Source organism: Arthrobacter sp. EPSL27, from assembly GCF_001512305.1.
Lineage (GTDB): Bacteria > Actinomycetota > Actinomycetes > Actinomycetales > Micrococcaceae > Arthrobacter.
The window spans coordinates 1,471,601-1,484,377 of sequence record NZ_LNUT01000005.1 but is presented as its reverse complement, the minus strand read 5'-3'; the positions used below and the strand labels follow the sequence as shown (position 1 = coordinate 1,484,377).

At 69.5% G+C, this 12,777-nt stretch carries 13 protein-coding genes and 1 pseudogene; 4 read left to right on the top strand and 10 right to left on the bottom strand.

Annotated elements, in window-relative coordinates:
- Positions 1-99: 99 nt before the first annotated feature.
- Genes AR539_RS17825 through AR539_RS17805 form a run of 5 tightly spaced genes read right to left on the bottom strand, consistent with a single transcriptional unit; the run spans position 100 to position 4,156 of the window.
- Positions 100-1,245, bottom strand: coding sequence for a PucR family transcriptional regulator (locus tag AR539_RS17825; RefSeq protein ID WP_066439773.1), 1,146 nt, complete (start codon positions 1,243-1,245; stop codon positions 100-102).
- A complete protein-coding gene (locus tag AR539_RS17820; protein WP_157361053.1) occupies positions 1,238-1,435 on the bottom strand; it encodes a hypothetical protein in 198 nt (65 codons plus the stop codon). The genes AR539_RS17825 and AR539_RS17820 overlap by 8 nt, the downstream gene beginning before the upstream one ends.
- Positions 1,436-1,459: 24 nt before the next feature.
- Positions 1,460-2,656: an acetyl-CoA acetyltransferase gene (locus AR539_RS17815; protein WP_066439769.1), complete on the bottom strand. Its 1,197-nt coding sequence runs from the start codon at positions 2,654-2,656 to the stop codon at positions 1,460-1,462.
- Positions 2,653-3,366 carry a CoA transferase subunit B gene (locus tag AR539_RS17810; protein ID WP_066439763.1) on the bottom strand — a complete coding sequence of 238 codons (714 nt, stop codon included), beginning with the start codon at positions 3,364-3,366 and terminating at the stop codon, positions 2,653-2,655. The genes AR539_RS17815 and AR539_RS17810 overlap by 4 nt, the downstream gene beginning before the upstream one ends.
- 43 nt (positions 3,367-3,409) lie before the next feature.
- Positions 3,410-4,156, bottom strand: coding sequence for a CoA transferase subunit A (locus AR539_RS17805; protein WP_066439762.1), 747 nt, complete (start codon positions 4,154-4,156; stop codon positions 3,410-3,412).
- A 211-nt stretch (positions 4,157-4,367) separates the two neighbouring features.
- Between AR539_RS17805 and AR539_RS17800 the strand changes: the two genes are divergently transcribed.
- Complete coding sequence (locus AR539_RS17800) at positions 4,368-5,141, top strand: IclR family transcriptional regulator (RefSeq protein ID WP_066439759.1); 774 nt, start codon at positions 4,368-4,370, stop codon at positions 5,139-5,141.
- A 154-nt stretch (positions 5,142-5,295) separates the two neighbouring features.
- Here the strand turns inward: AR539_RS17800 and nadE are convergent, their stop codons facing one another.
- Positions 5,296-6,117 carry an ammonia-dependent NAD(+) synthetase gene (gene nadE, locus AR539_RS17795; RefSeq protein ID WP_066439757.1) on the bottom strand — a complete coding sequence of 274 codons (822 nt, stop codon included), beginning with the start codon at positions 6,115-6,117 and terminating at the stop codon, positions 5,296-5,298.
- A 159-nt stretch (positions 6,118-6,276) separates the two neighbouring features.
- On the opposite strand from nadE, the gene AR539_RS17790 reads away from it, so the two are divergent.
- Positions 6,277-7,530 (top strand): FAD-dependent oxidoreductase, encoded by a 1,254-nt coding sequence (locus tag AR539_RS17790; protein ID WP_066440162.1) that lies wholly within the window; start codon positions 6,277-6,279, stop codon positions 7,528-7,530.
- Between the two features lie 50 nt (positions 7,531-7,580).
- Here AR539_RS17790 and AR539_RS17785 read toward each other — a convergent pair whose 3' ends face one another.
- From AR539_RS17785 to AR539_RS17775, 4 genes and pseudogenes are all read right to left on the bottom strand, one after another.
- Entirely contained in the window at positions 7,581-7,823 is a 243-nt protein-coding gene (locus AR539_RS17785) for an acyl carrier protein (protein WP_066439755.1), read from the bottom strand.
- Between the two features lie 43 nt (positions 7,824-7,866).
- On the bottom strand, positions 7,867-8,763 hold the full coding sequence (locus AR539_RS17780; protein ID WP_231728669.1) for a dihydrolipoamide acetyltransferase family protein: 897 nt from the start codon (positions 8,761-8,763) through the stop codon (positions 7,867-7,869).
- Between the two features lie 290 nt (positions 8,764-9,053).
- Positions 9,054-9,836, bottom strand: a pseudogene (locus tag AR539_RS19770) (IS110 family transposase); the annotation flags it as partial.
- Between the two features lie 292 nt (positions 9,837-10,128).
- Positions 10,129-11,112, bottom strand: a complete 984-nt coding sequence (locus tag AR539_RS17775; RefSeq protein WP_082699467.1) for an NAD-dependent epimerase/dehydratase family protein — start codon at positions 11,110-11,112, stop codon at positions 10,129-10,131.
- A gap of 189 nt (positions 11,113-11,301) precedes the next feature.
- Between AR539_RS17775 and AR539_RS17770 the strand changes: the two genes are divergently transcribed.
- On the top strand, positions 11,302-12,054 hold the full coding sequence (locus tag AR539_RS17770; protein ID WP_066439753.1) for a TetR/AcrR family transcriptional regulator: 753 nt from the start codon (positions 11,302-11,304) through the stop codon (positions 12,052-12,054).
- A gap of 107 nt (positions 12,055-12,161) precedes the next feature.
- The gene (locus AR539_RS17765) at positions 12,162-12,539 is read left to right on the top strand and encodes a hypothetical protein (protein WP_066439752.1); all 378 of its coding nucleotides are present in this window, start codon (positions 12,162-12,164) and stop codon (positions 12,537-12,539) included.
- Positions 12,540-12,777 lie beyond the last annotated feature (238 nt).

The following is a 12,777-nucleotide window of genomic DNA, read 5'->3' as shown; positions in this document are numbered from 1 at the left end:
CAGCAGATCATCCGGCTGTGATGCAAACCACGTTACGGAGGCCCTGGTGCCCGGACTATGGAGCCAGCTCAAAGGGACGCAGACGGCGGTTGTGGATTCCTACAACGGCTCCGGCGTGCCGTCCTGGCACGCCTCGAAGGCCCAGCTGAGTTCCACGATGGTGTTGGTGGCGTCCAGGCGCGCCCCGGTGGCCTGCTCGAATTTCTGCAGGCGGTACCGCAGGGTGTTTTCGTGCACTGACATGGCCTTGGCTGCGGCCGAGATCCGGCGGTCATGGGCCAGGTAGCTGCGGACCGATTCCAGCACGATCCGGCCGAACTCGGCGTCTGCGGCGAAGGGCGCCAGGTAGCGCCGGCGCAGCACCGCCGTGACATCCGGGTCGCGGGCGGCGGTCCGCCAGGTGAGGTCCTCCAGGGAAAAGACGCCGCCGGACATCCGTTTCCAGGCGGCATCGAAGACCCGGTCGGCGCCCGCCTTGGACCGCGGCAGTTCCGCGAGCGGAAGGGCCGGGCCCAGCGCGACGGTGGCGTTGTTCCCTGGCAGTTCAGGCACCCCGGCTGCGAAGCCGAGGACGTCGCCGGCCCGTACGGTCAGCACGCCGTCGCCGGTCGGCATCTGGGCCGCCAGGGTGCGCAGCAGTTCATCGGGTGACACACCCTGCCGGGCCCGGGCGTGCACAGCGTGGAAGGCGCGTTGGGGATCGATGCCGAAGTCCGCCGAGCGCGTGCCCAGCTCCGAGCCGGCGAGCGATCCCGACAGCACAGCGCGCAGATACTCCTGGCGGAGCTCGTGGTCCCGCACGGCCTGCTGGACGCTGGATTCGCGGTAGGAATGGACCAGCGCTGCGGTATACGAGTCACTGACGCCCCACAGGACCCGGTGCGCCGCAAGGATTTCCCGGTCGCCAAGGCCCACATCGTGGGCTATATCGAGGAAACGGTCCTGGATCACGGCCATGGACAGCCGGTATCCCCGCAGGACATCCTCGATGCGCAGTCCTTGATGGAAGCGGACTTGGGCCACCCGGGCTTCCGGTGCGAGGTCCGAGGACGCGGGCACCATTCCCGACTTCACTGCGTGGATGGCCATCCGCAGGTTCTGCTCCACGGAGGAGCTGATGTCCGTCTCTGCCACGCCCCGGTAGCCGGGGACCTCGTCGAGGCACCGTTGAACGCTGGTGGCCTTGAGGTACTGGAGGTCTTGGAACAACAGGTCGGCGACATCTTCGATGCTTGATTCAGGCAATGTCCGCCTCGCACCAGACTTCGGTTCCGTCGGCTTTGTGGAGCATGGCGCGGTCGGCCGTGAACCAGTACCGGACCCAGAGAATCTGTCCGTCCGGGGTTGCCAGCTCAACTGACGCCACGGCCGGTTCACGGCCGGGCCGGCGCACCGTGACGGGTGCGCCGGCCGCCAAGCCGAGCCAGTTGGTCACCCAGACCATATCGGCGGGCTGCTTCTAGGCCGCTTCGAGGACGCTGACGTAGTTGGCGATGCCCACCCCGCCCATGTTCTGGACGGCGGCCCGGCGGGCCGTGGGCAGCTGCATGTCGCCGGCGGTGCCGGTGAGCTGCATCGCCGTGATGACGTGCTGGGAGACGCCGGTGGCGCCGACGGGGTGGCCCTTGGCCTTGAGCCCGCCGGAGACGTTGACGGGCAGTTTGCCGTCCTTGAAGACCCAGCCTTCCCGAACAGCGCGCGCCCCCTGCCCCGGCTCGGTCAGCCCCATGGCTTCGTACATGAGCAGTTCGGCGATGGTGAAGCAGTCGTGCACCTCGGCGAAGTCCAGGTCCTCCAGCCCGACGCCGGCCATCGCCAGCGCGCGCTGCCAGGAGGCCCTGGTCGCGGCGAACGCTGTGGGGTCGCGGCGCTCGGTGGGGAAGAAATCGTTGGCCTGGCCGAAGCCGGCAAGCCGGACCGGCGCAGTGGAACCCCCGGTCGGCGAGACGGACAGCACCACGGCCGCGGCGCCGTCGGACACGGGCGAGCAGTCGGTGCGGCGCAGCGGGTCGGCGACCATCGGGTTCTTGTCCGAGACCGTCTGGCAGAATTCCTCGCCGAGGTCCTTGCGGAGCTGGGCGTAGGGGTTGTCCACCCCGTTGCGGTGGTTCTTCGCCGCGATGCTGCCCAGCACGTCGGACAGGTTCCCGGCTGCGGCGCCGTAGCGCTTCTCGTAGTGCTTGGCGACCTCGGCGAAGAGGCCCGTGAAACCGGTGGTGGAGGCCTTGCCGGCCATGTCGTAGTCGGCGCCCAGCAGGGCCGCGCCCACGACGTCGGCCCCGGCCTGGGTCATCTTCTCCGCGCCGATGACCAGGACGGTCTTGGCGGTGCCGGCCAGCAGCGACTTGGTGCCCTGCTGGAAGGCGGCCGAGCCTGAGGCGCACGCGTTCTCCACGCGGGTGGACGGGACGTTGGCCAGCTGGTCCGAGACCTGCAGGGCCAGTGAGGACGGGAACGCCAGCGGCATCATGCCGGAGTTGAACTGGCCGAGGTAAATCTCGTCGATCTGGCCTGGCTCGATCCCGGCGTTGCCGATGGCCTCCGTGGCCACCTGCACGATCAGGGATTCCAGGGTCTCTTCCGTGAGTTTGCCGAAGCGGCTGTGGCCCCAGCCGGTCAGCAGGACATCCTTGCCGAACTGTTCCTTGAGGCTCATGCGCTGGCCCCTTCGAGTGTGCTGCCTTCCAGGGCGGGGGCTGCGTCGTTGCCGAGGGCGACGTCGAACTCCGCTTCGGTCTTTTCGCGGATCTCCTCCACGGTGACGCCCGGGGCGAGCCGGGTCAGCGTCAGCCGCCGGACGCCGCCTGTTTCTTGTTCAGGCTTGTCCAGGTCAAACACGGCAAGGTCGCTGATGATGCGGTCCACGCAGCTCAGCCCGGTCAGCGGCAGGGTGCATTCCTTGACGATCTTGGCGGTGCCGTCCTTGGCGTTGTGCTCGGTGAGGACCACGACGCGCGGGGTCCCGGCCACCAGGTCCATGGCGCCGCCCATGCCCTTGACCATCTTGCCGGGGATAGTCCAGTTGGCGAGGTCACCGTTGCCGGAGACCTGCATGGCGCCCAGGATGGCAACCTTCACGTGCCCGCCGCGGATCATGCCGAAGGACGTGGCCGAGTCGAAGATGCTGCCGCCGGGCAGGACCGTGACGGTCTGCTTGCCGGCGTTGATGAGGTCTGCGTCCTCCTCGCCCTCGTAGGGGAACGGGCCCATGCCGAGCAGGCCGTTTTCGCTCTGCAGGACGACGCGCACGCCGTCGCGCAGGTTGTTGGCGACCAGCGTGGGGATGCCGATGCCGAGGTTGACGTAATCGCCGTCGTTGAGTTCTTCGGCCGCGATGGCGGCCATTTCATTCCGGGTCCAAGCCATGGTGTTTCTCCTGAAAAGTGGTGGTGGCGGCGCTCAGGCCGGATTAGACGGTGACGGCGGATGCGGCAGTGTCAGCAGCCTCAGCGGCTGCCGCGCGGGGACGGACCGTCCGCTGTTCGATGTCCTTGACCCGGCTACTGGCCTGCACCAGGCGCTGGACGAAAACGCCCGGGGTGACAATGTGGTTGGGGTCCAGCTGCCCGGGCTCCACAATCACCTCTGCCTCAGCGACGGTCACGGCGCCGGCGGTGGCGACCACGGGGTTGAAGTTCTGCGCGGTGTAGCGGTAGATCAGGTTGCCGTCGGTGTCGGCGGTGTGGGCATGCACCAAAGCGACGTCGGCCTTGATGGCGCGCTCCTGGACGTACGTCTCGCCGTCGAACTCCGCCAGCGGCTTGCCTTCGGCGACGAGGGTGCCGACGCCGGTCTTGGTGTAGAACGCCGGGATGCCGGCGCCGCCGGCGCGGAGGCGCTCGGCCAGGGTGCCCTGCGGGGTGAACTCGACCTCGAGGTTGCCGGCGAGGTACTGCTCGGCGAAGAGCTTGTTTTCGCCCACGTAGGAAGCGATGACCTTGCGGACCTGGCCGCCTTCAATGAGAACGCCGAGCCCCTTCCCGTCGACGCCCATGTTGTTGGACACCACCGTGAGGTCCTTGACGCCGGAATCGCGGACGGCCTCGATCAGGTCAGCCGGGATGCCGCTGAGGCCAAAACCTCCGACGGCGAGCGTCATCCCGTCCCGCAGTACGTCCTGCAGCGCGGCCGCCGCTCCGGATTTCACCTTTGACATTGCATCTCCTCATTGAGCTCTTCTTGCTGTCCGGCTGGCAATCCACTTTGTGGACCGGCTCCCTGCTGAAGGAGCCTACGGGGCTAAATTGGAGGCTGTCAACGGGTGTTTCCGGCTCTTTGGGTGCCATTTTTACAGTGTGGACGCTAGGGTTGAGAGCATCCACATTATGGATACTTTGACGGGGTATGCGGCACTTTCGAGGGGTAACATGAGTTCAACACCGGTCCCGGGCGCACAGGTGGTCAGCCGCGTCGCGTCGCTGCTGCGCATCGTCGGGCGGACGCCTGCGGGGTCCCCGCTGGTGGAACTGGTGCGGGAATCCGGGCTGACCCGCCCCACCGTGCACCGGCTGCTGTCCTCGCTCGCCGCCGAGGGGCTGCTGGACCAGGACCGGCAGAGCGGCAACTGGGTGCTGGGGCCGGAGATCCTGCTGATGGGCTCCGTGGCCTCGGCGCGTTTCCCGCTGGAGGACATCGCCCGGCCGAGCCTGCGCCGGCTGGCCGAGGAAACCGGCGAAAGCGCGTTCTTCTCCATCCGGCGCGGCGCGGAAACGGTATGCCTGCTCCGCGAGGAGGGGAGCTTCCCGGTGCGGTCCTTTGTGCTGCACGAGGGTGTCCGCTTCCCGCTCGGCGTGGCGTCCGCGGGGACCGCCATCATGGCGTTCCTGCCCGCGGCGGAACAGGAGGAGCTGCTGGCGGACTGGGAAGCGCACGCGGGTTCCTTCGCGGCGGCCCACACCGTGCCGCTGGTCCGGGCCAACCTGGCCGCGACGCGGCAGGCCGGCTATTCGGTGAACCCGGGCCTGGTGCTGGAGGGCAGCTGGGGGATGGGGGCCGCCGTCTTCGACCAGCGCGGCCGCCCCGCGTGGGCGCTGTCGCTGACCGGGATTGAACCGCGCTTCAAGGGGGAACGGCAGGAGACACTCGGCCGCCTGCTCATGGAGGAAGCGCACCGGATCTCCACGCTGCTGCAGGGCCGCTAGTACCCCGCGAGGTGGCAGTTAACGCCCATGTTCCCGCGGGACATGGGCGTTAAGTGCCACCTCGACGGCGGTCCGGGGGCACTTTGCCACGGACACGCCGGGCTGCGCTGCCTGGGAAGGCCGTGCGGGGCTCAATGTGCCCCCGGAGCGCCGGCTACTTCCACCAGGTGTCGAAGATGGTGACCGGGACGGTGCGCTTGTGCCGGGTGCGGAGGTACTTCTGCTCGATGGATTCGGCCACGGCGTCCGGGACCTCGCGGCCCTCGAGGTAGTCGTCGATCTGGTCGTATGTCAGGCCCAGCTCGTCCTCGTCGGTGCGGCCGGGCTGGCCGTCCAGGAGGTCCGCCGTCGGGACCTTCTGCCAGACGCGGGCCGGGGCGCCGAGTTCGGCGAGCAGGGCCCGGTTCTGGCGTTTGTTGAGCCCGAACAGCGGCAGGATGTCCGCGCCGCCGTCACCGAACTTGGTGAAGAACCCGGTGACGGATTCCGCGCCGTGGTCGGTGCCGATTACCAGGTAGTTGTGCTCGCCGGCGAGGGCGTACTGCGCAATCATGCGGGTGCGGGCCTTGGTGTTGCCCTTGTGGAAGTCGGAGATTCCGTTGCCCACCGTCTTTTCGAACTCGTCCTCGAAGCCGTCCACGGCCGCGGAAATGTTGAACGTCCACTCGGTTTTCGCCTGGATGAAGTCCAGCGCGGCCTGGGCGTCCTGCTCATCGTGCTGCACGCCGTAGGGGAGGCGGACGGCGACGAAGTTGGCGTCCACGCCGTCGGCCGCGAGCTCCTCGACCGCCAGCTGGGCGAGCCGGCCGGCAAGGGAGGAATCCAGCCCGCCGGAGATTCCGAGGACAAAGCCCTTGGTGTGGGTGGCCAGAAGGTAGTCCTTCAGGAACGTGACGCGCTTGCGCACCTCCTCGGCGGGGTCGATCCGGGGCTGGACGCCCATTTCTTCGATGATCTTCGCCTGGAGTTCACGCATGACTCAAAGCCTAGCCAGCAGTGTCAACCGTGCTCAACTAAGTCCGTCGGCCGGCGTTGCGCGGGTCCCCGCCGCGCTTGTCCGAAACCGCCGCCCGCCGCCGAAACCGCCGCGCAAAACCCCTCCCGCGGGCGGCCTCCGCAGGCGTAGCGTATGGCCATGGAGAAGACCGGATGTGTGGTGGCCGGCGGCGGGCCGGCCGGGATGATGCTGGGACTGCTGCTGGCGCGGGCCGGCGTCCAGGTCACGGTGCTGGAGAAGCACGCGGACTTCTTCCGGGACTTCCGCGGGGACACCGTCCACGCCTCCACCATCCGGCTGATCGACGAGCTGGGCCTGGGCGAGGAGTTCCGCCGGCTCCCGCAGAGCCGGCTGAGCAACGTGGCTTTCCCGGTGCCCGGCGGTCCGCCCGTGACGATGGGCAACTTCGATGCGCTGCCCCCGCCGTACAACTACGTCGCCATGATGCCGCAGTGGGATTTCCTCAACTTCCTGGCCGACGCCGCCGCCCAGGAGCCCTGCTTCAGCCTGCGGATGGGCTGCAAGGCCACCTCGCTGGTGCGGAACGGCGGCCGGGTCAGGGGGGTCCACTACCGGACCGCCGACGGGGAGTCGGGGGAGATCCTGGCGGACGTGGTGGTCGCGACGGACGGGCGCCATTCCGCCCTGCGCAGCGCCGCCGGGCTGGCCCCGAAAGAGTACCCGGTGCCGTTCGACACCTGGTGGTTCCGGCTGCCGCGGCTCGCCTCCGAGCGCGGTGAGATCGCGGGAATTGTGCCGGCGTTCGGCCGCGGCGAGGCACTGCTGGCGCTCAACCGCACCGACTACTTCCAAATGGGCTACCTCGCGCCCAAAGGCACCGATGCCCGGATCCGGGCCGAGGGCGTTGAAGGCTTCCGGCGCCGGATCGCGGCACTCCGCCCTGATCTCACCGACCGGGTGGATGCCATCACGTCGCTGGAGGACCTGCACTGGCTGGACGTGCGCCTGGACCGGCTGCGCCGCTGGCACATCAACGGGATGCTCTGCATCGGGGACGCCGCCCACGCGATGTCCCCGGCCGGCGGCGTGGGGATCAACCTGGCAATCCAGGACGCCGTGGCCGCCGCGGACTGCCTGGCCCCGGCGTTGCTCCGCGGCCAGGTCACCCGAGCCGACCTGGCGAAAGTCGTCCGACGGCGGCGCCCGCCCACTGTCGTCGTGCAGACCGTGCAGCGGGTGATGCACCGGCTGCTGTTCGCACCGATCATGACCGGCACGCGGGCCGGGGCGCCGGCCGTCCTGCTGTTCCTGGCCCGGCACGTCCCGGCCGCCGGGAGGGTGGTCCCGCGCTTCGTCGCCTTCGGGCCGCGGCCCGAACACGCGCCCGCCTTCGCGCGCCGCGTCCCGTCCCCGCCATCGATTGCTCCGTAGCCGCCCTTTAGCGGCTCCAAAACGGCGGTATCGGAGCAATGGATGGGATATCAGCCGCGGGACGCCAGATACTCGATCAGTCCCTTGACCGTGGCCACCGCCGGGTAGTCCCGTTCCGGGATGTCGACGCCGGTGGCGGTGTCGATCGTCTCAATGAGCCGGAGGAAGTCCAGCGAGTCCAGCTCCAGGTCCTGCCGCAGCCGCGCGTCCTCGTCTACCTCGGCCAGGTCCACGTCCGGCGCCACCTTGCCGATCGCGGCCTGCACCGCGGACCGCGCGTCCTGTTCGTTCATGCTTCCTCCCGCATTCCGATCCGATTCCCGCTCCGGCCCAGGCTCACAGCTCCTCCGGTTTCTGCAGCAGCTCGTCAATGCGGGTCAGGTAGCGGCCCCCGCGCAGGCCGTCGCTGACCCGGTGATCGGCGGAGAGCGTCGCCGTCACGGCGGGGCGGACGCCCAGCATGCCGTCGTGCGCCCACGGCTGCTCCACCACCCGGCCCAGGCCCAGCATCGCGACCTGCGGCGGGTAGATCACACCGAAGACGCTGTCCACGCCCAAGTCCCCGAGGTTGGTCACCGTGATGGTGGGATCCGCCATTTCGGCCCGCTGCAGCCGCCCGGCGCGTGCCCGGCTCACCAGATCCCGCAACTGCTCCATCAGCACGTCCACGGCCAGGGTGTCCGCGTCGTGCAGCGCCGGGGCCACGATGCCGCCCTGCCGGAGGGACACCGCGACGCCGAGGTGCACGGATGCGCTGGGACGGAACCCGCCGTCGTCGTCGTAAAAGCCGTTGACCTCCGGCACGTCCCGGGCCGCGAGCGCAGCGGCCTTCAGCAGGAGCGCCGAGGCGACCAGCCGGGACGCCACCGGCCGCTGCGCGTTGACGGACTGCATCCAGGCGACAGCGGCCCGCAGGTCCAGGGTGGTGCTGAGGTAGTAATGCGGAATGGTCTTCTTCGACCGCGACATCAGGGCCCCCACCGCGCGGCGCAGGCTGGCGACGCGCTCGCGGGCTTCCGCGGTTTTACCCGCCGGCGGAGCCGCGGGCGGGGGTTGCTCCGGCGGGGGCGGCGGGGATACGACGGCGGCGGGTGCCGCGGCTTCCGGCCGGCCGCCCGCGGCTTGCTGCACGTCTGCCACGGTCACGGCGCCGTCCGGGCCGGTGCCGCTGACGGCGGACAGCTCGACGCCGAGTTCCGCGGCCAGCCGCCGCGCCCGAGGCGAGGACCGCACCCGCCCGGCGGACGGCCGCGCGGCGGCGGCGTGCTCCACGTCGGCCCGGGTGACCGCGCCGCCCTTGCCGGTGCCGTGGAGCCGGGCCGGATCCACGCCCAGCCGGTGCGCCAGATGCCGGACGGGCGGTGCGATGGGGGCAGCCTCCCCGGCAGGAGAGGGGCCCGGCGGCGGTGCTGCGGCCGACGGGCCCCTCTCCTGCCGGGGGGGCTGCCGCCCTCGCCTGTCTGTTTGCGGGCGTAAGTGTTGCCGGCTTTGGTGATGGGTCCTTGGTGGCGGGATTGGCCGGAGGAGTTCTCGCTGGGGACCAGCCCGAGGTAGGAGCCGATCGATGAACCGGTGAAGCGGGTCCAGTCACCGATTTCCACCGCGAGACCGAACGCGGTCGTGATCTGGATGCCACGCAGGCACATCAATGCCTCAATCACGGAGGTGTAGCGGCAGGCCGCGGCCGTGGCGGCGACCTGCTTGTCGATCCTCTTAAGGTGTCCGGCGAGGAGTTCAGCCTGCTCGACGTCGGTCTCGTAGGTGAACTGCAGTGCCGGTTCGGTAAAGCGTTGGCGATGCAGCCAGAGGCCGTGTTCCTTTGTCCACCTGGTCTCGTTGGGGTAGCGGATGCCGTGCCGCAGCAGGATAGCGTTCACGTGCTGGCGGGCGTGCGCGAGGTCTGTGGCCGAGCCCGAGCGCAGCCTGGACAGGTCTCGGAGGGCTTCTTCCTCCGGGTCCGGGATCCGGACCTCGGTGACTGAACCGACTGCGAGCATTTCGGCCAGCGCCCGGGCGTCACGCCGGTCGGTCTTGATCCGGTCCCCGGGTGCACGGAGCAGTTTCGAGGACGCCGCGATCACGCAGTCGATTCCCGCGGCCCGCAGGTACCGGGCCAGGACGAACCCGGTGGGGCCGGATTCGTAGACGACCTTGACCGGCGCCTCTAACCGGCGAATCCACTCCAGCACCATGGCCGGGTCAGCGCCCATGGTGTGCTTGTTGATTTCTCCGGTGTCCGGGTTCAGCGCGTGGCCTACGACGTTGACCGCGTGAACATCCAGACCAATGAAAGTATGCTCAAACATAGCCGGGACCTCCCAAACTTCGCATGTGGCACTACCATTGCATCCCCAAGAAGCCGCAAGGCCAAGGGATCCGTCAATGGCAACCCACGGACCCTGTGAAACAGAAGGCCCCGGCCTCTTGCCGTCATCTCGCCCCGTCCGGGACACAGGACATCACCGCCGGGATCAAGGCCCGCAGCGCCGCCCACGCAGACGGGCCACCGAATAGACCAAAGCCGGCGCTGCAGGGACCGCCCGGCGATAATGGCCGGTCCCGAACGCGGCAGGGCCCTGACCCCTCACGTCATATCGTCTAGCCGGAACCCCGTCGGCCGGAACCCCTCTGGCCGGAACCCTTAACCGCAGCCGCCGTCACTGTCCCTGGGCCCCCCCACCAGGCGACGGTGGCGGCGGCTGCTTCGCTGAGCGGGGTGGGCGTCAGGCCCAGGGCCGCTTCGCTGGCGCGCGAATCCAGTACGAAGGGGCGCTCAAACTGGTACAGCGTCTCGGCCAGTTCCCGCGTCCCGGGGGAGAACATGCCCATCGCGCGCAGCACCCAGCCTGGAACGGCCACGACGCGCGGCGCCGGGACACCGGCCGCCGCGGCGAACGCTGCGGCCATCTCCCGCTGGCTCAGCGCCGGGCCGGTGGGCGCGTGCCACACCCGGTTCCACCGGGAGGGCTCCTGCGCGGCCGCGATCATGGCGCGGGCCAGGTCGGGCACGTAGGTGAAGGAATGCGGCAGCCCGGCGTCGCCGATCACCATCAGAGTCTTGCCGGCCAAGACGGGCTTCACCATGCGCTCACCGGCATGTGCCGTCCGGACCCTGGGGCCGAAGAAATCCGACGCCGCCACGCTCACGGTGTCCGTCGCGGACGCCGCGCGGGCCTTGAGCAGCGCCGTCCGGATGCCCCGCTTGCCGCCCTGCGCCTCGCGCGGACCCTCCTCAGTCATGGGCCGGCCGGGCTCGCTGTAGGCGTACAGGCTCTCCGGAAAGACGACGACGGCGCCCGCCTCGCCCGCCGCGGCCAGCACGGTCTGCTCGGCGACGGGCAGCTCGGCAGCCCAGGCCTTGGCACTGTATTGCGAGCCGTGGATGCAGTGGAACACGGCTTTCGCGCCGCGGAACAGCTCCCCCAGGCGGGCAGGGTCCGAGACGTCCACGGCCGTTTTCTCCACGCGCGGGTGGTCGGGGCCGCTGCCGGAGCGGGTGAGGACCCGGGCCCGGTGGCCGGCCTCGGCAAGCTGTTCGGCGACACTCCAGCCCACCGGCCCGGCGCCGGTGACCACAAACAAGGCCGGGACCTCGGGGGATTCAAACTCTGGCACGGCGGTTCTTCCTTTCGTGGCGGGCCGGCATCGGCTAGCCCGGTAGTAGATTGCGAGAGCACTGCTCTCTGAATACAGAATGCGGCCGGCGGCGCCGGATGTCAAGAGCAGTGCTCACATTTGTTGACACTGCTCTTTTTGTGGCAAGCTGGAGCCGTGCCACAGACCCCCGCTTCTCCGTCCCCAAAGCCGCCCACGCCCCGTGAGCGGGCGCGGGCCAGGACCATTGAGGACATTGTGCGCCTTGGCCGGGAGCACCTGGCGGTCCACGGAGCCGCCGCCCTGTCCCTCCGCGCCGTTGCCCGGGACCTCGGCGTGGTCTCCTCGGCGGTGTACCGCTACGTGGAGAATCGTGAGGAGCTCCTGACCCTGCTGTTGATCGATGCCTACAACGAGCTTGGGGATGAGGTGGACGCTGCGGTGGGCGCCCTGCCCGAGGCGGACTTTGCCGGACGGTTCCGCGCGCTGGGCGAGGCGGTGCGGCGGTGGGCCCTGCGCGAGCCCGCCCGCTACGGCCTTCTCTTCGGCAGTCCCGTTCCCGGCTACCGCGCCCCGGCGGAGCGGACCACCGGGCCGGGCACGCGTGTGATCCGCGCCCTGATGGACATCCTCGACGGTGCCTACCGCGCCGGCCGGCTGGCGGCGCCCGATGACAGCGCGCCCGACGACCGGGCCGCCGTCGCCGCGCCCCTGGCCGCCGACCTGGCGGCCATCCGGACCGGCATGGGGCTCGCCGTTCCGGATGCACTGCTGGCCCGCGGCGCACTCGTCTGGACATCCCTGTTCGGTGCAATCAGTTTCGAGGTCTTCGGCCAGTATGGCGCGGACACCTTCGCGGCCCCGGATGATCTGTTCGCCCACCAACTGGCCCTGCTGGCGGGCCTCGCGGGACTCGCCCAGGCAGCATAGTTCCCCCGCTAGTTCCCCCGGCCAACCCCTGTTGCGGCCCGGCGCTGCTAGATAGACTGCCCCTGCGCCTGCCTGGGCGCGCCGAAGCTTCCAGGAAGGATCCAAACATGTCCGAAAACAGCGAGTTTGACCGCAAGGCAGCGGAGCCCGAGGCCGAGGCTGCCGAGGGCCAGTACGTCGAAGGCGACTACGGCACGGCAGGTGTCGCCGGTGAGAATCTGCCCGAGGCCGAAGAGGGGGAGTACCCCACCGGCGACTACGGAGCGGCAGGTGTCAGCGGCAGCACCGCCGTCGGCGCCGAAGAAGGGGATTACCCCGAGGGCGACTATGGCGCGTCGGGCGGGACCGCCGGGACGCCGTCGGCCGTCGAAGAGGGGGAGTATCCGGAAGGCGACTACGGCGCCGCCGGCACCGAGGGCTCCGGCACCCGGCACCCCGACCGCCGGGAGGGCACCCCGGGCGAGGCCGACCGCGACCGTCGCTGAATTTTCTTCGCGGTCAGCGAACGGGCCGGCAGTACGCAGGCCGGGTCGCGGGATGCGGCGGCCCGGCGTTGCCCCGGAATTCCGGGGTTAATAGTCGTTTCCGCGCCGGCGCGCTGCCGGCTTCAATCCAGAGTTGAGCGTAGGTCACTCAACTCTGGATTGACATTGAAACGTGCCTGAGTAAAGTTGAGTGCAGATCGCTCAATAACGTTCGGACCGGCTGATTCACGCATTGCGG